This window comes from Agreia bicolorata, from assembly GCF_000938265.1.
GTDB classification, from domain to species: domain Bacteria; phylum Actinomycetota; class Actinomycetes; order Actinomycetales; family Microbacteriaceae; genus Agreia; species Agreia bicolorata.
Map to the genome: position 1 here is coordinate 396,216 of NZ_JYFC01000002.1, position 19,480 is coordinate 415,695.

Annotated in this window: 16 protein-coding genes and 3 tRNA genes; 6 read left to right on the top strand and 13 right to left on the bottom strand. The window is 64.3% G+C overall.

The features are described from left to right. Window positions 1-234: 234 nt before the first annotated feature. Entirely contained in the window at window positions 235-1,140 is a 906-nt protein-coding gene (locus TZ00_RS05330; RefSeq protein ID WP_044439819.1) for a hypothetical protein, read from the bottom strand. A gap of 197 nt (window positions 1,141-1,337) precedes the next feature. Here TZ00_RS05330 and TZ00_RS05335 point away from each other — a divergent pair, with 197 nt between their 5' ends. Then, window positions 1,338-3,917, top strand: coding sequence for an ATP-dependent Clp protease ATP-binding subunit (locus tag TZ00_RS05335; protein WP_044439821.1), 2,580 nt, complete (start codon window positions 1,338-1,340; stop codon window positions 3,915-3,917). Window positions 3,918-4,019: 102 nt separating this feature from the next. Here the strand turns inward: TZ00_RS05335 and TZ00_RS05340 are convergent, their stop codons facing one another. The 8 genes from TZ00_RS05340 to TZ00_RS05375 all read right to left on the bottom strand — a co-directional run bounded on the left by TZ00_RS05340 (window position 4,020) and on the right by TZ00_RS05375 (window position 13,454). Continuing rightward, window positions 4,020-4,802, bottom strand: coding sequence for an SCO1664 family protein (locus tag TZ00_RS05340; protein WP_044439822.1), 783 nt, complete (start codon window positions 4,800-4,802; stop codon window positions 4,020-4,022). Next, window positions 4,803-5,366, bottom strand: coding sequence for a DUF3090 domain-containing protein (locus TZ00_RS05345; RefSeq protein WP_044439824.1), 564 nt, complete (start codon window positions 5,364-5,366; stop codon window positions 4,803-4,805). 28 nt (window positions 5,367-5,394) lie between these two features. Continuing rightward, on the bottom strand, window positions 5,395-6,081 hold the full coding sequence (locus TZ00_RS05350) for a histidine phosphatase family protein (RefSeq protein ID WP_044439825.1): 687 nt from the start codon (window positions 6,079-6,081) through the stop codon (window positions 5,395-5,397). A 51-nt stretch (window positions 6,082-6,132) separates the two neighbouring features. Next, window positions 6,133-8,247, bottom strand: coding sequence for an alpha-galactosidase (locus TZ00_RS05355; RefSeq protein WP_044439827.1), 2,115 nt, complete (start codon window positions 8,245-8,247; stop codon window positions 6,133-6,135). Continuing rightward, window positions 8,244-10,247: a beta-galactosidase gene (locus TZ00_RS05360; RefSeq protein WP_044440370.1), complete on the bottom strand. Its 2,004-nt coding sequence runs from the start codon at window positions 10,245-10,247 to the stop codon at window positions 8,244-8,246. Before TZ00_RS05360 ends, TZ00_RS05355 begins: the two co-directional genes overlap by 4 nt. Before the next feature lie 2 nt (window positions 10,248-10,249). Beyond that, a complete protein-coding gene (locus TZ00_RS05365; protein ID WP_152631093.1) occupies window positions 10,250-11,143 on the bottom strand; it encodes a carbohydrate ABC transporter permease in 894 nt (297 codons plus the stop codon). Next, window positions 11,140-11,967, bottom strand: a complete 828-nt coding sequence (locus tag TZ00_RS05370; protein ID WP_238579589.1) for a carbohydrate ABC transporter permease — start codon at window positions 11,965-11,967, stop codon at window positions 11,140-11,142. Before TZ00_RS05370 ends, TZ00_RS05365 begins: the two co-directional genes overlap by 4 nt. 197 nt (window positions 11,968-12,164) lie before the next feature. After that, window positions 12,165-13,454, bottom strand: a complete 1,290-nt coding sequence (locus TZ00_RS05375; protein ID WP_044439829.1) for an ABC transporter substrate-binding protein — start codon at window positions 13,452-13,454, stop codon at window positions 12,165-12,167. A gap of 175 nt (window positions 13,455-13,629) precedes the next feature. On the opposite strand from TZ00_RS05375, the gene TZ00_RS05380 reads away from it, so the two are divergent. After that, a complete protein-coding gene (locus tag TZ00_RS05380; RefSeq protein ID WP_202965825.1) occupies window positions 13,630-14,799 on the top strand; it encodes an ROK family transcriptional regulator in 1,170 nt (389 codons plus the stop codon). Between the two features lie 97 nt (window positions 14,800-14,896). Here the strand turns inward: TZ00_RS05380 and TZ00_RS05385 are convergent. The 3 genes from TZ00_RS05385 to TZ00_RS05395 all read right to left on the bottom strand — a co-directional run bounded on the left by TZ00_RS05385 (window position 14,897) and on the right by TZ00_RS05395 (window position 15,253). Further along, window positions 14,897-14,969: transfer RNA gene (locus TZ00_RS05385), tRNA-Phe, on the bottom strand. 58 nt (window positions 14,970-15,027) lie between these two features. Continuing rightward, a tRNA-Asp gene (locus TZ00_RS05390) sits at window positions 15,028-15,104 on the bottom strand. Between the two features lie 76 nt (window positions 15,105-15,180). Further along, a tRNA-Glu gene (locus tag TZ00_RS05395) sits at window positions 15,181-15,253 on the bottom strand. 182 nt (window positions 15,254-15,435) lie between these two features. On the opposite strand from TZ00_RS05395, the gene TZ00_RS18700 reads away from it, so the two are divergent. Then, window positions 15,436-16,794 (top strand): M23 family metallopeptidase, encoded by a 1,359-nt coding sequence (locus TZ00_RS18700; protein ID WP_161793733.1) that lies wholly within the window; start codon window positions 15,436-15,438, stop codon window positions 16,792-16,794. A 69-nt stretch (window positions 16,795-16,863) separates the two neighbouring features. On the opposite strand, the gene ppa is transcribed toward TZ00_RS18700, so the two are convergent. Further along, complete coding sequence (ppa, locus tag TZ00_RS05405) at window positions 16,864-17,355, bottom strand: inorganic diphosphatase (RefSeq protein ID WP_044439831.1); 492 nt, start codon at window positions 17,353-17,355, stop codon at window positions 16,864-16,866. 47 nt (window positions 17,356-17,402) lie between these two features. On the opposite strand from ppa, the gene tilS reads away from it, so the two are divergent. Genes tilS through TZ00_RS05420 form a run of 3 tightly spaced genes read left to right on the top strand, consistent with a single transcriptional unit; the run spans window position 17,403 to window position 19,436 of the window. Continuing rightward, window positions 17,403-18,434, top strand: coding sequence for a tRNA lysidine(34) synthetase TilS (gene tilS, locus TZ00_RS05410; RefSeq protein WP_044439833.1), 1,032 nt, complete (start codon window positions 17,403-17,405; stop codon window positions 18,432-18,434). 14 nt (window positions 18,435-18,448) lie between these two features. Further along, window positions 18,449-19,000 carry a hypoxanthine phosphoribosyltransferase gene (gene hpt / locus TZ00_RS05415; protein WP_044439835.1) on the top strand — a complete coding sequence of 184 codons (552 nt, stop codon included), beginning with the start codon at window positions 18,449-18,451 and terminating at the stop codon, window positions 18,998-19,000. 4 nt (window positions 19,001-19,004) lie between these two features. Next, complete coding sequence (locus tag TZ00_RS05420; RefSeq protein WP_044439836.1) at window positions 19,005-19,436, top strand: ASCH domain-containing protein; 432 nt, start codon at window positions 19,005-19,007, stop codon at window positions 19,434-19,436. Window positions 19,437-19,480: the final 44 nt, after the last annotated feature.

The following is a 19,480-nucleotide window of genomic DNA, read 5'->3' on the forward strand; positions in this document are numbered from 1 at the left end:
CGCGCGAAGCGCGGTGTGGTGCCTGCGGTTGTGCGTTCAGGCTGAGAGTTGTACCCCGGGGTGACCTCGGAGAGGGTGTTCGTCTGTCGACTCCACCCGCCTCGTCCGCAGTCCGTCGCATTCCCCCACGCTAACGGCAGCCTCCGACGCCGTCGAGCGCCGTTGTTTTCTTCGGGCACTGAGGTGCGGGATATGGCCGCTTCCTCGCGAATCGAAGCGGCCATACTCCGAACCTCAGTGCGCGAGACGAGTGAGCATCACGCGAAGTTCCTCGAGGAACCTCGTCGGGTCATCGAGGTCTGACTGCGTGTACTGAAGCTCCGTCCATCCGTCGGTCTGCAACGCTCGCGTACGAGTGATGTCTTTGCGCCACTGCCTCTGATCGGTTCTGTGGTGATCGCCCTGGTACTCCAGAGAGAGCTTGAGGTGGGGATAGCAAAGGTCGACTCGAGCCAAGAACTTGCCTTTGGCCGAGAAGACTCGCATGTTGACGGTCGGCTCGGGCAGCCCCGCGAGAACGATCGCGACACGCAGCAGCGATTCTCTCGGAGACTCCGCCCGGTCGGAGAGCAGGCCGAGTGCGCGTCGAAGATTCCGGATGCCACGCCGCGACGGGTAGATGGACACGGCCCGTTCGAGAGCGGCTCGGGAACTCTGTGGAAGTCGTCGCGCAATCAACTTGTCGCCCGCTGCTACAAGTTCAGGCAGCGTGAGCAGCGAGGCCAGATCACACCAGGTGCGTTCCGGAGTCGTGACGGCAAACCCGAACCTGTTGTCCCAGTCGTCGCCACTGAGACTGGCCTTGTGGCCGACGATGCCTTTCGCATCGACCGCGCGCCGCGTTGCTGGAACAGACACGTGCAGCTCGCGTGAGGTGCTCAGCCGGAGTGGCAGGGGGATTCTGAACAGCGCGGCCGCCGTGACATGGCTGAAGACGGCGCCTTGCGGCATTCGAGGGAGAAATGCGCGGCAGAGATCGTCGAGAAAGGTCAGCTCTTGAGCTGCGACCCGGATGCCATGGAATGGCTTATCGAAATCGAGAGCCCGCAGCCGGCGTCGGGAGATGCCGTGGCCGCAGGCTTCACTCACTGTGAAGGCCCTGTCAGGATGCTGAAACGGCTTGGGCGCTCGCGGACTCATGCGCACATAGTGCCAACTTTCGAGTTGCGGCCGCGCCCGCTCTCCACAGGGAGCGTTGAGGTGCGGAGTGTGGCCGCTTCGTTTGGCATCGAAGCGGCCATACTCCGAACCTCAGTGTGCGAGGGGAGCGCGGGAATAGATCGCGGTCTGCTTTGTTGAGTTGAGTCGAAGGCACTCAAGTTTCACAGGAGGTTACTTTGCCCGATCGTTTCGACCCCAACTCTTCCCCGGAATCCGACGGATCCGGGAGCAACTCGTTCGACGAGTTCCTCGCCCGTTATCTGCAGGGTGAGCGCGCGGCCCAGGCGGGACGCTCGATCGACATCAGCCGGCTTATGAGTCGGCGCACCCACGAGGTTCTCGCATCTGCGGGTCGCTTCGCCATCGAGCACGGCCACCGTGAACTCGACGCCCTGCACATTCTTCGCGTGCTTGCCGAGACCGAGCCCGCGGCCGAGGTCATCGCCCGCCTGGGCGTTCGCCCCGCCGACATCTCCGAGGCCGCCGAGCAGCGTCTGCCCCAGGTACAGACCGGCCAGGCCGTTTCTGCTCCCGTATTCACGCAGTCGGCCCAGCGTGCCCTGTTCCACGCGTACCAGGTCGCCCGCGCTTCGGGTTCGACTTACATCGATCCCGAGCATCTCTTCTTCGCCCTCGTAATCAGCCAGGACTCTCCCGCGGGTCAGGTTCTGTCGGCCGCGGGCATCACGCCGGAGGCTCTGCAGTCCGGCATGCGCGAGACGATGGGCGAGCAGGCGCCGAGCGTGCAGGCCGACGCGCCCGAGGCATCCACGACCCCGATGCTCGACAAGTTCGGCACCGACCTCACCGCCATGGCCCGCGACGGCGGCCTCGACCCCGTGATCGGCCGCGCCGACGAGATCGAGCAGACCGTCGAGATCCTGTCGCGCCGCACCAAGAACAATCCTGTTCTGATCGGCGAGGCCGGCGTGGGCAAGACCGCTATCGTCGAGGGCCTGGCCCAGCGCATCGCATCCGGCGACGTGCCCGAGCAGCTGCGCGACAAGCGTGTGGTCTCGCTCGATTTTCCGGCGATGCTCGGAGGCACCCGCTACCGCGGCGACTTCGAGGAGCGCCTCACCACGCTGATGGACGAGATCAGCGCCCACAAGACCGAGCTCATCGTGTTCATCGACGAGCTGCACACGGTCGTGGGCGCCGGAGGTTCCGGCGAGGGCGGTATGGATGCCGGCAACATTCTGAAGCCCCGGCTTGCCCGCGGCGAGCTGCACGTGGTCGGCGCGACCACGCTCAAGGAGTACCGCTCGATCGAGAAGGACTCCGCGCTCGAGCGCCGTTTCCAGCCCGTGCACGTCGGCGAGCCTTCCATCGACGACGCCATCGCGATTCTGTCAGGACTGCGTGGCGCCTACGAGGAGCACCACGGCGTGCGCTACACCGACGAGGCCATTCGCGGCGCCGTCGAGCTGTCGGCGCGCTACGTCACCGACCGGTTCCTGCCTGACAAGGCGATCGACCTGATCGATCAGGCCGGCGCCCGTCTGCGGCTCAGCCTCGGATCCCGAATCGACACCTCCGCCCTGCTCGAAGAGCTGAGCGAACTCGAGGCATCGAAGAACGCGGCCGTCTCACTCGAGCACTACGAGGAGGCTTCGAAGCTGCGCGACCGCATCGAGGCCGTGCACGAGAAGCTTGCGGCTGCCAATCCGTCGGCATCCACCAGCAATGCCGTCACGGTTGACGCCGTCGTCGGCGAGGCCGAGATCGCGGCTGTGATCTCGCGGGCGACCGGCATCCCCGCCGCACGCCTGACCCAGGTAGACCGTGAGCGCCTCGCCGTGCTCGAAGACGAATTGCACGGTCGCGTCATCGGCCAGAACGACGCCGTGTCGGTCGTCGCCAAGGCGGTGCGACGCAACCGCACCGGAATGGGCGACGCGAACCGGCCCGTGGGCAGCTTCCTGTTCCTCGGCCCGACTGGCGTCGGAAAGACCGAGCTCGGCAAGGCTCTGGCCGAGTCTCTGTTCGGCGACGACAAGGCCATGGTGCGCTTCGACATGAGCGAGTTCGGCGAGCGTCACACGGTCTCTCGTCTCGTCGGTGCCCCTCCCGGATACGTCGGCTATGACGAGGCCGGACAGCTCACCGAGCGAGTGCGGCGCAACCCCTACTCGGTCATCCTCTTCGACGAGATCGAGAAGGCTCACCCCGACATCTTCAATCTGCTTCTGCAGGTTCTCGACGACGGGCGCCTGACCGATGGACAGGGTCGCACGGTCGACTTCCGCAACACGGTCATCATCATGACGTCGAACATCGGCTCGGAGTTCCTCGCGAGCCGCGGAGGCCCCATCGGCTTCGCCGCGCCAAACGCGGCCGACGGCTTCGGCGATGACAAGGCGTTGCGCGACCGGGTGATGGGCAAGCTGCGCGAGGCTATGCGCCCCGAGTTCATCAACCGCATCGACGAGATCGTGCTGTTCACGAAGCTCGGCCAGCCGCAGCTGCGGCAGATCGTGGCCCTGCTTCTGGATGCGACGCGGTCGCGTCTGGCCGCGCGCAACGTCTCGCTCGACATCAGCGAGGCGGCGATCGACTGGATCGCCGAGCACGGCTACGAGCCCGAGTACGGCGCCCGTCCGCTGCGCCGGGTGATCCAGCGCGAGCTCGACGACCGCATCGCCGAGCTGCTGGTCAGTTCTGCGGTTCTGGATGGCGGCGGAGTCTCGGTCGACGTCATCGACGGCCGGCTCAGCGTGGTCTCGGCCACAGCGGAGGTGCCGCTCGCGGCATAGCCCACGAGGCCGAAACGCGGTAGGAGTGCCCTTTTCGGACTGAAGTTCCCGGTGTGCCGGGAACTTCAGTCCGGAGAGGGCACTATTGGCGTTGATGCGCGGTTAGAAGAGGGGCCACGGCACCGCGGGCATGTGTCCTCGCGGGGCAGGGAAGCGGCCCCGCGAGAGCAGGCGCTCGCAGCGGGCGTCGAGCGCATCCAGTTCGAGCGGCGTGATGAGCTCTGACAGAGCCTCTCCCAACTCTGCATAGAGCGTCGTGCGCACCCGCTCGACGGCGGCGATCTCATCGGGGCGGAGTTCGTCTCCGGTGAATCCCCAGAGCACGGTGCGCAGTTTGTGCTCCTCGTGGAACGTGAGGCCGTGATCGACGCCGTGCCTGTGCCCGTCGGGCATGGCGAGGATGTGGCCGCCCTTGCGGTCGGCGTTGTTGGCGATCACGTCGAAGATCGCCATGCGCCTCAGAGCGTCGCCGTCTTCGTGGATGAGCGTGACCTCGCGGTCGTTCTCGTCGGTTCCGTCGAGTACCCGCCGCCATCCGGTTGCGGGCAGCCGATCCGCGGCGACGAGGTTGACGGCATCCTGTTCAGGATCGATGTCCTGCCACAGCTGCACCATGCCCACGCCCATCGGGCCGTCACGCAGCCAGGTGCGGGGAACGACGTTCCACCCGAACTCCTCAGAGAGGAGGTAGGCCGCGGCCTCGCGTTGAGCGAGGGTGCCGTCGGGGAAATCCCACAACGGGTTTTCGCCAGCGACGGGCTTGTAGACGACGACGGTTTCGCCGATCCGGGCGAGAAACGTGGCATTCGACGCGGTCGTGATGCGTCCCGTGAGGACGAGCTCCGCACCGAGCGCATCGACGGAGTCGTTTGCCTCTGTCGCCATCTACAAATCCGGCGATGGGTCGCAGACGTGCCCATCGGCATCCATCGGCATGCCGCACAACGGGCATAGCGGCCGACCCGCGCCCACGACCTCGAGGGTGCGTTTGGCGAATGCCCGGGCGGAGCCGACGGGAATGCGCACGAGCAGCATCTCGTCGGGTTCCACATCGCTGAGGTCGAGTTCGAGCTCGTCTTGATCTTCGTCGATCTCGATCTCGACGATCGGGAAGGCCTGGATGACGACCTGAGACGTCGAGGGATCCCAACCGAGGCTGAGCGTGCCGATGCGGAACTCCTCCTCGACGGGATCGAGCGGATCGTTGTCGACGAGCTCGACCGGTGTTGTCGCCGGGACGCTGGCCGGATTGCCCTCCTGGCTCATGAGCTCGTCGAGAACCTCCTCGATCTTCTCGGCGAGGGCGGCGGACTGCTGTTTCTCGAGGCCGACGCTCACGACGCGCTTGCCCGTGCGGGCCTGAAGGTAGAAGGAACGGGAGCCGGGTTGGCCGATCGTGCCGACCACCACCCGGTCGGGCCAGTCGAAGGCGTGGACGAGGGGAGCCATGGTTCTAGTCTACGAGCGCTGAACGGAGTCAGGCCGGGCCTGCCCCGCCTCCGACCGGAGCATCGGCGGACGGCGGGACTGTGCGCAGCCAGGAGAGATCGCCGGATTCCGTGTTGGTCGCGTGCACGCTCGGCGCGCCGGCGCCGTAGCGCACGATCGAGACGGATGCGGGGCCCACGCTGATGCGCTGGAACAGGTCGAGGTGCATTCCGTAGGCATCGGCGAGGATCGACTTGATGATGTCGCCGTGGCTCACCGCCACCCAGACCGCGCCCGGCCCGTGCTGCTCTTCGAACCGCGCATCGAGGCGCCGGATGGCGGCCACCGAGCGCGCCTGCATCGCGGCGAGCGACTCGCCTCCGGGGAACGCGGCCGCGCTCGGGCTCGACTGCACGACCTTCCACAACTTCTCCGTGCTGAGCTGCTTCAGTGTGCCGCCCTGCCAGTCGCCGTAGTCGCACTCGGTGATGTCGTCTTCGACGAGAAATTCGGGGGAGCCCTGCTGGCGGTCGAGGATCAGGCCGGATGTCTGGCGACACCGTTCGAGCGGACTCGAGACGATGCCCACGAGAGGAACCGTCATCAGGCGCTCGGACGTCGCTGCGGCCTGCTCGCGACCGCGATCGTCGAGATCGACGCCTGCGGTGCGCCCGGCGAGGATGCCGTCGACGTTCGCCTGGGTGCGGCCGTGCCGCACGAGAATCACTGTGCCCATGTGATCAGACTAGACACGTGCCGTGACAGAAATGTCCCACCTCTCGGTTGTTCAGCACGTCGCCTCAACACGAAGCACTAGCGCCTGGTCGGGGTCGAGCAGGGGCGCCGCAAGGCCGACAGCAGCCAACGTCAGGCCTGTGCCTGACGCTTCCCCGCGTTGCAACCACAGCGGCGGTGAGCTGTCTCGCATCGTCGGCAAAGGCAGGGCGTCGACGATCGACACCCGATAGTGCGCGTGCGGTGCGAGGCCGGTGAGCAGCAGCCGACCAGGGGCGGCGGATCGTGACGTACTCGTTCGGGCGTAGCGATAAAGCGCGCTTCGCTTCGCCTCGTCGATCACACCGGTGAGCTCGGTGCCGCTGTCGCCGGTACTGCCGTGCCGGAGGTCTCCGGAGTGGATGAGCTGTCGGTGCTCCTTATAGAAGGCGATCCACCGCGCAAGGTCGATGCGTTCCTCCGGTGTGCATTCCGCGATGTTCATCTCCAGACCAGGCGATGCGAAGAGAGTCGCGGCCATCCTGAAACCCAGATCCGTGTGTCGGCCGGTGGTGTGCGCGCGTGCCAGCCCGACATGGCTGCCGATGAGTTCGGGGGGAAGCAGTAACTCTGTCCACCGTTGGATCGCGAGCCGCTCGTGCGGATCGTTGCTGTCGGATGCCCAGACTCGGTCGGTGCGCGCGAGAATTCCGAGGTCTACGCGGGCGCCTCCCGAAGCACAGGACTCGATCTCGAGCGCCGGATACCTGGCTCGAAGCCCATCCAGCAGGCGATACAGGGCGGTCGTGTGGGCGTGCACCCCGGCGCGCCCTCCCGGCGCCGCCTCGTGCAGGTCCCGGTTCTGATCCCACTTGAGGTAGTCGATGTCGTATTCGTCGATCAGCGAACTGAGGTGCTCGAAGATCGTGTTCCATGCCTCGGGAATGGCCAGATTCAGCACCTGCTGGTTTCTCCAGGCGCGGGGCAGGTGGATGTCTGGTCCGAGGATCCATTCGGGGTGTTGGCGGGCGAGGTCCGAGTCGAGACTGATCATCTCCGGTTCCACCCAGAGTCCGAACTGCATCCCATTGACTCGCACACGATCGACGAGGGGGTGCAGACCATCCGGCCACACCTCGCTGTCGACGAACCAGTCTCCTAGCCCGGCCGTATCGCTCCGGCGACGGTGAAACCAGCCGTCGTCGAGGACGAACCGCTCTACACCGATGCCTGCGGCGGTGTCGGCGAGTTCGAGAAGCCGTTGCTGGTCGTGGTTGAAATACACCGCTTCCCAGGTGTTGAGGATGACGGGCCGAGGGGTGCGGGGGTGGCCCGGCCGAGCACGAAGCGAGCGGTGGAATCGTGCCGACAGGGCATCGAGGCCGCCATCAGACCAAGCGAAGACGGCTTCCGGTGCTTCGTAGACCTGCCCGTCGGCCAGAACGATTTCCCCCGGCCGCAGAAGTTCGCCCACACCGATGACGGGGACGCTCTCTGGCAAGATGTCCCGACGATAAATCGAGTCCCCGCTCCACGCCAGATGGGTCGCCCAGATCTGGCCCGTCTGATCGTCGAAGCCCTGTGTGCCGACTGCCAGCAGGAAGGGTGAATCATGGCCGGTGCGGCCGCGGCGGCTTTCGCGAACCGTGGAGCCCTGGGTGAGAGGGGACCTCTGCGGAGTCCTCTCTCGAGTCCACCGACCTGTGAAGTCGAGAACCTCGGTCGCCAGCCCGCCGACGGGCAGGGTCGCTTCCAAGGAATGAACCGAAAGCGGCTCGGTTCCATGATTCGTGATGCTCTGGTTGATATGCACCAGACCGGCCGTGTCGATCACTGCCGAATAACGAAACTCGAGCCCATCTGACACGAATCGAGATTCGAGACTGGCGTCCCGTACGGTTGTCGTCGGTTCTCGCCACACGGGAAAAACAGTGCTGGATTCCCGCTGGAGCACAAGACCAGGACGACCGGCCCACCCATCCGATTCTGTCGGCAGCACCGTGAGAGGCCACGGCTGATCGAGCGCGCTGGACGACACCCCACGGACGGTCGCTGTGTGGAGCTCGCTCAACTGCGGGGCGGTGAGGGCGCCAGGGTCGGCGCCCCAGTGCAGCACGAGCGGAAGGCCTGCTTCAGGCAGGAGAAAGATGACGGATGTTCCACCCGCGGCGATCTTGGCGACGGTCATCGAGTCTCCCGCACGATCCGAACCTCGCCCGCAGGAACGTCGAGCGAGCCCAACACTGCAGTGTCTGTGATGAGTTCCTGACCGCGCACCTCGACGGCGATCGGATCTGCGCTGTGATTGGTGAGAAAGAGGAAACTTGATTCCGGGTGCAGCCGCCGAACCGCCTCGATGCCCACCGGCACGGGCTCGCCGCCGATGCCGAGGCTCGCCGTTATATCGTCGATGATTGAATTGATTCCCTCGAACTCCAGTTTTGCGGACACGTACCAGGCCGAGCCCTCTGCATGCTTCGATCGGGTGATGGCAGGGTGCCCCGCCACAGCGCCGGTTGTGTATCGGGCGACCACCTCGGCCGTGGCGCTCTCACGCATGAGCTCGGTCCACTCCGTCGCGATCGTGGCATCGTCGAGATGCACGCGCTCGCCGTCGAGCAGAGGAAAGAACTCCTCGGAAGACGTGCCGAGAAGTTCACGGAATGCACCAGGAAAACCGCCGGTGCGGATGCGGTTGTTCTCGTCGACAACACCAGACAGGTACGTCACAACGACAACGCCACCGCGTTCGGCGACCGAGCTGATGTTCCGCGCATCCTCATCGCTCACCAGGAGGAGAGTCGGAACGATCACGAGGTCGTACTGAGTCAGATCCGCCCAAGGGCCGATGACGTCGACGAGGATGTTCTTCTCCCACAGGGCACGATGCCACGTGCGCGCCTCGCCGCCGTAGTCGCGCATATGTCGAGGCTTCATTCCCCGGATCAGCGCCCATCCGGCCTCATCGTCGAAAAGGATGGCGACTTTCGCCTTCTCTACAACGGATCCGGCCACCGGCTCGAGCCTGCGCAGAATTGCGCCCAGTTCTTTGGTTTCACGCCAGATCTTGGAGTCTGTGCCTGCGTGCGGGACCATGCCTGAGAAATACTGTTCGGCTCCGGAGCGCGAGGAGCGCCACTGGAAGAACAGGGCCCCGTCGGATCCTCGCGCGACGTGGGCCAAGCTATTGCGGATCAGCTCGCGCGGCGCCTTCGCCCGGTTGACCGGATGCCACGTGCCGCCGCTTGTCGAGTGCTCCATAAGGAGCCAAGGACCCTTATTCGACGACATCCCTCGAACACGATCGGCCGAGAAGGCGATGTCCTGGGCGGAATGGGGATCAGTCGGAATCGTGTAGTGGTCGTTCGAGACGACGTCGACATCAGCGGCCCAGCGAGGATAGTTCACCACGTCCTGCGATGGTCCCACCATGAAGTTTGTGGTCACTATCGCCTGCGGGTTGGCGCCCTTGATCACATCTCGTTCGGCGAGATACTGCTGCCTGAGCTGGTCAGACGAGAACCGGTCGAAGTCGAGCATGGCGGCGGGGTTCTGGGCCTCGTTCCCGCGCGGAGGCTCTACCTGATCGAAAGAGGCATACCTGTGGCCCCAGAAGCCGGTTCCCCAGCTGAGGTTGAGAGTGTCGATGTTGACATACTTATGCTCGAGCCAGCGGCGGAATGCGCCAGCTGAGACGGTGCAATAACAGCGACCGTTTCCGCCCCCGAGCTCATTGCTGATGTGCCACAGCGCGACGGCCGGATGCTGCGCATACCGTTTGGCCAGCGCGGTGACGAAGTTCAACGATTTCTCGCGGAAGATCGGCGAACTCGGGCACCAGCCGAGGCGAGCACCGCTGAACTGGGGCACGAGGTTCTTGTCTCGCGGAAGAATCTCGGGGTGCGCAGCGTGTAACCATGCCGGTGGTGCTGCCGTGGGCGTGGCGAGGTCCACCGAGATTCCGTGCTCCCAGAGAAGACCGATGATTTCGTCGGTGGCGGCCCAGTCGAAGCGTCCTTCCTCGAATTCGACGGTTCCCCAACTGAATACGCCGAGGGTGACGATGTTGACGTTCGCCTCGATCATCAGTCGGATGTCTTCGTCCCACGTTTCGCGGGGCCATTGCTCCGGGTTGTAGTCTCCGCCGAAACTGATCCCTCGCGTGGGCCACAACTTCTGTGTTGGCATGGTCATCCTTTGATACCTCCGGAGATGAGGTCGAGTTTCCAAAAGCGCTGAAGGAAGAGAACAAGCGCAATGAGCGGAACGATCGACACGGCAGCGCCGGTGATGGCGAGCGTGTAGAGAGCTGGTGAGCCGGAGCCCTTGGACAGCAGTGTGAAGAGACCCACGGTCAGCGGATAGTTGTCTTGGTCGGACAGCATCACAAATGGCAGCAGAAAGTTGTTCCAGATTCCGACGAACTGCAGCAGGAACACCGTCACCATGCCGGGAACGAGCAATGGCAGGGCGATCGACGAGAAGGTTCGCCATTCGGAGGCCCCATCGATCCTCGCGGCTTCCAAGGTCTCCTTGGGCATTGCCGATTCGCAGTACACCCGTGAGAGGTAGATGCCGAAGGGGCTGATGATGGAGGGGAGCAGCACGCTCAAAGGATTGCCCGCGAGCCCTACTTGTGACATCAGCAGGTATTGGGGGATGGCGAGCGTGATGCCTGGAATAAGAACCCCGGCGAGGATCGAGTAGAAGATGAGGTTGCGGCCGCGGAACTCGTACTTTGCCAGTGCGTAGCCCGCCATCGTTGAGACGAAGGTGGAGAGCACAGCCCCTACTCCGGCATACAGCACGGAGTTGGCTGCCCAGAGAGCGAACTGGCCATTCTCGTAGGCGAAGAGGTCGCCGAGATTCGAGAACAGGCCGGTTCCCGGCGCAAAGGTGAAGGTACTGAAGAGCTCACCATCGCTTTTGCTGGCCGCAACGAATACCCAGACAACGGGAATGAGGCAGTAGACAGATCCGAGGATCAGCAGGAACGTGGGCAGCAGACGAGTGTGCGGGCGGCGATCGACCCTCCCGGTCACCGCCACAGGGTGAACATCGAGGTTTTTCATTGTGCTTTTCATGATCTGGCTCCCGCCTTGCGACGAGACGACGACAGCCACAGCACGACGGCGGATACCGCGAGCGTACCGAGAGCCAGCACAGTCGATGACGCGGCCGCGGCAGGCAGGTTGTCGGTGATGAACGCGTCGCGGTAGATGGTCATCAAGGGCGCCCATGTCTGGGTGATCTGACTTGTCAGCGGCTTCAGGGTCGTGGGTTCGGCATACAGCTGGAGTGCGCCGATGAGTGAGAACACCCCGGTGAGGATCAGCGCGGGTCTGGTGAGCGGGATTTTGATGAGGAATGCCATCTGCGTCTCCGTGGCTCCGTCGAGGCGTGCCGATTCGTAGAGCTCGACCGGAATGCTGCGAAGAGAGGTGTAGATGATGATCATGTTGAAACCGACGCCGCCCCAGATCGCGATGTTCGCCAACGACCCGAAGAGGCCGGGGCTCTCGAGGAATGGAATAGTGCCGAAGCCCAGGGCGCGAGTGATGTACGAGAACGGGCTGGTGCTCGGCAGGTACATAAATCCCCACATCAGCGCGGCGATGATGCCGGGCACAGCGTAGGGAATGAAAATCGCGGTGCGCGAGAAACGTTTGGCACGAGCCGCTGGCACATCCAACAGCAGGGCGAAGAGCAACGCGAGCCCAAGGGTCAGGGGCACTGCGATCAGACCGTAGACGAGCAGTCGCAGGAAGCCCGCGATCATTTCAGAGTCGGAGAAGACTGTGGCGTAGTTGTCGAAGCCAGCGAACACGTCTACTCGACGGCCGCCAATGCCGGAGCCCTGCAGCCGGTACGCACGGAAGCTGATCCAGACCGTGTAGACGACAGGCACGAGTGTGAAGAGTATGTAGAGAAGCACCGCGGGGGCGCTGAAGAGGTACGGCGCGAACCGAGGCCGTGTACTCCGGCGGCGGATGCCTGACCGTCGCGACCCCGGCGGGGGACTCGCAATCGTCGGAGGTGCAGATGTGAGGCTCATTGTGTTCCTGACGTCATGGGTGGGGCTCTCTTTCGAGAGCCCCACCGCGGCTACTTATTTGTGACCGTGAAGCCGTTCTTCGTCATATCGTCGATGACAGCCTTTTGCGTCGCGATGAATGCGTCTCGCCAGGGAGTCTTGTCTGTGATCGCTTTGGACAGCGCGTCCGTCAGAACGGACTTCGCAAGGTTGACGTTCGGTCCCCACGTGACGGGCGTCGTGTTCGAGGAGATCTCGGCTGCCTGGGTGTAGAAATCCGTCTGCTGGGGCATCAGCGCCGGCGGGGCCTGCTCTTTTGCGAGGTCTTGGCCGGCCGTTGCCGCTGGATACAGGTTCTGCGTTCCCAGCACCATCTTCACGCCTTCCTCGCTGGCGTTGTACCATTTCGCGAAATCGGCTGCCGCTTCCGCATGCTTCGAGTTCTTCGTGACGATCACGGCCGATCCGCCCTGGTACGACACTGCCGTGTCGCCCGCCGTCCACTGTGGAAGCGGGGCCATCGCCCAGCTACCTGCGGTATCGGGCGTGACGCTCTGCAGCACTCCAGGAGCCCAGAGGGCAGATGGCCACGACAGCATGGTGCCGTCGTTGAGGGCTTTGTCGTATTCGGGTGTCAGGAGCGGATCTGTGCTGATCAGACCGGCGTCGGCAAGGCCCTGGAAGTAGTCCGCGACCTCCAACGATTTCTCGTCGGCGATTCCTACGGTCCACTTTCCGTCTTTGACATCCCACCATTTGGAGCCGGCCTGCGCGGCGATTCCGGCAAAGGTGCCGAACTCAGCTGGCGGGATAGACGCGATCACCGCTTGCGGATCTGCCGTGCGCACTGCCTCGGCGGCAGTTTTGAAGTCGTCCCAGGTTTTGGGAACGGCGATCCCGAACTTCTGGAAAATGTCCTGTCGGTACGTAATAGACATGGGACCGACATCCTGCGGGATGCCGTAAACCGCACCATCGAAAGTCGTCTGGGCCCACGTGCCCTCGGTAAACGCATCCTTGATATCGGAGGTGTACGACGTGATATCGGCCGGAACATCGGCGACGATCATGGCGGGCAGTGTCGTGTACTCGACTAGAGCGAGATCGGGTGCATTTCCCGCACGGCTCGCCGTGAGGAGCTTCGATGACGAGTCATCGCCGCCTCCGGCATCGGTGTACTTCACCGTGATGTCGGGGTTTGCCTTGTTCCAGGCATCGACGACTTTCTGGGTGTTCGGTGCCCAGGACCAGAACTCCAGGGTGACCTTGCCCGTATCGCCACCGGAGCTGCTGCAGCCCGAGAGAAGGGCTGTGCCGAGGATGACCGACACCCCGAGGGTGCCGAGAGTACGAAATCGCATGTGAAATCTCCTTTGACGTGATGCGCGGGTGTCGACCCTCACTGGTGAGTGCGACATGAACAAATATCAGCTACTCGCTACAGTTTGTCAACACGTGAAACAAAGTCGATGCCGGGCCGAGATGCGCGTCCGAGCAAGATCGACGCCCGAATTCGTGCAGGCTAGGGTGGTGGCCGTGTCTACAGCCGCTCATAACAACCCGGGGACGTGGCCCGTTCTGCAGTATTCAGCGCGGGCGGCACTGAGGCTTCTCCTGCGACGCGGACCGCTCGGTCGCTCGGAGATGGCTCGCATGCTGGGCGTTTCTCGAGCCAATCTCACTCGGGTGACACGTGAGCTTCTGGCCGCTGGTCTTGTGCGAGAAGGTCCAACCGAGCTGCGTTCGGCGATGGGCCGTCCTGTCGAACTGCTGCAGACGGTGCCGGATGCGTATCATTTCGTCGGCGTCAAGATCACCGGCGAAGCGCTCTATGCGGTCGTTGTAAATCTCAGCAACGTCGTCGTCGCGTCACTGGAGTCCCCCTTGCGTTCAAGGGAGCCGGTCGATGTCGAGGAGGTCGTCGACGAGATCGCCGTTATTCTCGACAGCTTCGGCGCTCGGTTCAACGACATCGCCGGTCTTGGCATCGCCCTCGCCGGCACTATTTCGGGGCCGCCAGAGCACGAGATCGTCTACGAGTCGACCTATCTCGGCTGGGACGGAGTTGCGCTGGCCGATCTCCTCAGGGTCCGCCTGGGCCTGCCGGTCACGGTGGGCAATGAAGTTCAGGCGTTGACTCTCACCGAAAGCCTCTCGATGCAGGGCCACCCCGGGGATGTCACCATGGCGCTTGTCACCGTTGGAGTTGGAATCGGTGTCGGCTATGTGATCGACGGTGCGCTCATCAAAGGCGCCAGTGGGCGACCGGGCAGGCTCAACCACCTCATCGTCGACCCGCAGGGTCCGCTGTGTGATCGTGGGCATCGCGGCTGTGTCGCGAGTTACCTCACAAATGAATCAATCGCGAAGAACTCGGGCTTCGAGAACTACGACCAGGCCATCGTTGCTGCGAGAGCTGGCGACGCGTCCGCGGTGAGGGCATTTGTTGGTGCCGGTCGTGCGCTCGGTGATCTCTTGGGAACGGTCGTCAATGCTGTTGATCCGGGGGTCGTCATTCTGACGGGCGATGGCCTCGCGCTTCATGAGATAGCCGCGGATGCCATAGGCGACGGGATCGCGCGCACGCGAGCCTGGAACGCGGGGCAGTTCACGCTCGACGTGCGTGCATTCGACTTCTCAGAATGGGCCCGTGCTGCCGCAGTGATGTCGATAAACCTTGCCCTGACGACCGGCAGGGGCCGTTGACACGCTTGGGCATCGGCTCCACATCCGGCACCACTCAATGGCGAAGCCGGACAAACAGAAAAGTCCCACCTCGCGTAGAAGCCGCGGGATGGGACAGTGCCTCCGACCGGCGTCGATCCGGTGACCTTTCGATTTTCAGTCGAACGCTCTACCAACTGAGCTACAGAGGCGAGTGACCGAAGTCGCTCACAGACAAAAAGCCCTTCCTCTCGGTTGGGCTTGTCGCCTTGGCGACCCTGACGGGACTTGAACCCGCGACCTCCGCCGTGACAGGGCGGCGCGCTAACCAACTGCGCTACAGGGCCATACTGGTGAAACTGTTAAGTTGTCGTGCTTGTACTGCTGGTTTCGTGCTGATGATTCTGCGTGCTGTTACCAATGTGACCCCAACGGGATTCGAACCCGTGCTGCCGCCGTGAAAGGGCGGTGTCCTAGGCCTCTAAACGATAGGGCCGTTGGTGACAACTCAACGAGTATGCCACACACTTCTCGCTCTCGCCAATTCGGCCTCGCGAGCCCGGTTCGAGATGCGACTCGACGCGGAATGAACCGGGAATTCCGGCCTGGGCAGGCCATGATCTCAAGGAGGCGAAAAGCTCTGTTGTTAGAGTGATGCCTGTTACTAGTGTTACTCGAGTGACAAAAGTCTGCTCATCACCACTGCCCGGGGGAATTGTGAAAGCCACGACCAGTCGACGTCGACACCGCGGCCGCTGGAGCCCTCGTCGCCTTCTCGCTTCGATCACTGTCACGGTCGCCCTCGTTGCCACGGGGTCCGTTCTCGCCGCTCCCGCCTACGCCGATGAGTACCCCACGTGGGAAGACGTGCAGGCCGCCCAGGCCAACGAGTCGACCAAGCAGAGCGAGATCCAGAACATCCAAAATCTGATCGCGTCGCTTAGAGACGCGACCGCGGCCGCTGAATCGCTCTCGATTCAACGGGGAACCGAATACCAGCAAGCCCAGACCAAGTACGACACAGCTGCGTTCAAGGCCGGTGAGCTCGACTCCCAGGCCGCTGCGGCTCAGGCCACGGCGGATGCCTCGATCAAGCAGGCGGGCCAGCTGGCCGCGCTGATGGCCAAGTCGGGCGGCAACGGACTGTCTGTCAACCTCTTCACCAGCGAGTCGAGCGAGGCCGACGGCCTGCTCTATCAGCTGGGCGCGATGAGCCAGCTCACGGGCTCCGCTTCGAAGCTCTACGCCATCGCCGAGCAAGACAAGAACACGGCCCAGTCGCTCACAGACCAGGCCGTCGTGGCTCGCGACGCGCTGAAGTCCCTGGCCGAGGAGGCCGAGGCCGCCCGCAACGAGGCGATCGCCGCGCAGAAAGCCCTCGAAGAGTCGCTTGCCGCGCAGCAGACGCACGAGGTCCAGCTCGAGACCCAGCTCGCGGTTCTCACCCAGAATCGTCAGGCGACCGAGGCCGATTACAACGCGGGCGTCGAAGCTCGGCGCGTCGCCGAGGAGGCCCGCAAAGCAGCGGAGCGCCAGGCGGCCGCCGACGCGGCGGCCGCAGCAGTGGCAGGTGGCGGTGGCGGTGGTGGCGGTGACAGCAGCGGCCCCGGACCGGTGTCGAGCGGCTGGGCCAGCCCGTTCCCCGGCTCGTATTCGACAGACGAGTACGGTATGCGCACGAACCCGGTTACCGGCAGCTACACGCTTCATGCGGGCCTCGACCTCAACTACAACAGCGGCACCTGTGGCGCGCCTGTCTACGCGGCTGCGGCCGGCCAGGTCAGCTACGCGGGCTACAACGGTGGCTACGGCAACTTCGTCGAGATCAACCACGGCGGCGGTGTGCGCACGGGCTACGGCCATAACACCAGCCTCAACGTGGGCTCGGGCCAGTACGTCGCGGCCGGCGAGATCATCGCGTTCGCCGGAACTACGGGCAACTCCACTGGCTGCCACGTTCACTTCGAGGTGCGTGTCGATGGCGATCCGATCAACCCGCGCCCCTTCATGGCCGACCGCGGCGTCTACTTCGGCTAGACCTGCAGACGACAAAGGCCCTTCGGCACACGCACAAAGCGATGTCGAAGGGCCTTTGTCGTCTGAGGCCTAGTGGCCTTCGGCCTTGAGCTTCTCGATGCCGTCGAGCACGATCTGCTCGGCCGCGGCGGCGTTCTGCCATCCCTCGGTCTTGACCCACTTGCCGGGCTCGAGGTCTTTGTAGTGCTCGAAGAAGTGCTCGATCTCCTTGCGGGTCGACTCGGGAATGTCGTCGATGTCCTGAATGTGGGCCCAGCGCGGGTCCTTCGCGGGAACGGCGATGACCTTGGCATCTGAGCCGCCGTCGTCGGTCATGTTGAACACGGCGACGGGGCGAACCGAGACGCCGACACCGGGGAACAGCGGGTACTCGAGCAGCACCAGCACGTCGACGGGGTCGCCGTCGAGGCCGAGGGTGTTCTCGAAGAAGCCGTAGTCGGTGGGGTAGACGAACGAGGTGAACAGCACCCGGTCGAGAAAGACCCGCCCGGTCTCGTGGTCGACTTCGTACTTGTTGTGGCTTCCCTTGGGAATCTCGATGATCGCGTCGTAAGCAGCCATGCCGGCGGTTCTCCTTCGTGGGTCGTGAACTGCAATAACGTTACTGGATGCCCCCTGAGACTCCCTCCGAACGCCGCCCCCGCCTCACCCCGGCGATCGCCGACGTGAGGCGGGCTGTCCGCGAGGCGATCGAGGTGCTACTGCGTTCCGAGGGCGATGCTCCTCTGGTGCTGGTGGCCCTGAGTGGCGGTCCGGATTCGCTGGCACTCGCCGCCGCAACGGCGTTCGAGGCGCCCCGGCGGGGGATGCGGGCCGGCGCGGTCGTCGTCGATCACGGACTTCAGCGCGATTCGGCCCTGATCGCCGCGAGAGCGGCCGAGCAGGCGCGTGCGCTGGGTCTCGACCCGGTGCTCGTGCGGCTCGTCGAGGTGGGATCCGGGCCGGGCTCGGGCGGGCCCGAGGCCGCGGCCCGTGACGCCCGCTACACCGCTCTGGATGCCGCCCGTCGCGACACCGGGTCGGTCGCGGTTCTGCTCGGCCACACTCTCGACGACCAGGCCGAAACCGTGCTGCTCGGTCTGGCGCGCGGAGCCGGCGCATCCAGCCTGCACGGCATGGCGCCCGCGTCGGGGCCGTTTGTGCGCCCGCTGCTCGGCATCCGGCGGTCGACGACCGTGGCGGCGTGCGCCGACGCGGGGCTCGAACCGTGGAACGATCCGCACAACTCCGACCCCTCCTACTCGCGCGTGCGGGTGCGCCAGACCGTGCTGCCGACGCTCGAGCGAGAGCTCGGCCCTGGCATGGCCGAGGCACTGGCCCGCACCGCGGAGCAGCTGCGCGAAGACGGCGATGCGCTCGATCATATGGCCCAAGAGACGATCGAGGAGATCGTGGAGCATGCTGAGGCGGGGATCGCGATCTCGGTCGGAGCCCTGGCGGCGAATCCGGCTGCTCTGCGCAACCGCATCATCCGCCACGTGGTGCTGAGCGAGTTCGGGGTCAGCCTCAGCCGCGTGCAGACTCTCGCCGCGGCCGCACTCGTGACCGATTGGCACGGGCAGAAGGGCGTCGACCTGCCCGGCATTAGAGTTGTCAGGGTCGCCGGGAATCTCGTGTTCCAGGCTGCGTCAGACATTTAATGTGAAGGAGCCACGTGCTTTCGAGTGACATCGCCGACGACCTCACCAGCGTGCTGTACACCGAGGCCGAGATCCACGCGCGGATCGCGCAGCTCGCCCGCAGCATCGAGGCGGACTACGTCGGCGAGGACATTCTGCTCGTGGGCGTGCTGAAGGGCGCGGTCATGGTCATGGCCGACCTCGCGCGTGAGTTGACGCTTCCACTGAACATGGACTGGATGGCCGTGAGCTCCTATGGAGCGGGCACGCAGTCGTCGGGCGTCGTGCGCATCCTCAAGGACCTCGACACCGATCTCTCTGGCCGCAAGGTGCTGATCGTCGAAGACATCATCGATTCGGGCCTGACCCTGTCGTGGCTGCTCGGCAACCTGCGCACTCGCGGTGCCGCGAGCGTCGAGATCTGCGCGCTGTTCCGCAAACCGGCGGCCGCAAAGGTCGAGGTCGATGTTCGGTACGTCGGCTTCGAGATTCCGAACGACTTCGTGGTGGGATACGGCCTCGACTACGCCGAGCGCTATCGAAACCTGCGCGATGTCGCGGTGCTGGCGCCGCACGTGTACTCCTAGGCACATGACCGAACCCAAACCTCTCGTCGTCGAGTTCGCATTTCCCGGCCCGCTCCGGGACCGGATCGTCGCCGCGATCCTCGACGGATCGAAGACGTCCACGACGTCGACCGTGGCGGAGTACGAGATCGAGAATGAGCCGTTGCCGACTGTCGGTACCCGTGGAACGGTGATCGACTCCGATGGTCGACCGGTCGCCGTCATCGAGACGACAGACGTGCGGATCGTGCGGCTCGAGGATGTGGACCTGCACCACGTCCTCGCCGAGGGCGAGGGTCATCGGTCGGTTGCGGCATGGCGTGAGGCACACGAGTCGTTCTGGGCCAGTCAGAGTATGCACCAGGTTCTCAAAGAGGCGGTGCATCTTATCGACGACGACACTCCCGTGGTGCTGGAGACCTTCACGCTAGTGGGTACCGCCGTCGCCGCCGATTGAGGTGCGGACTATGGTCGCTACAATTCCCGGGGAGGCGGCCAAAG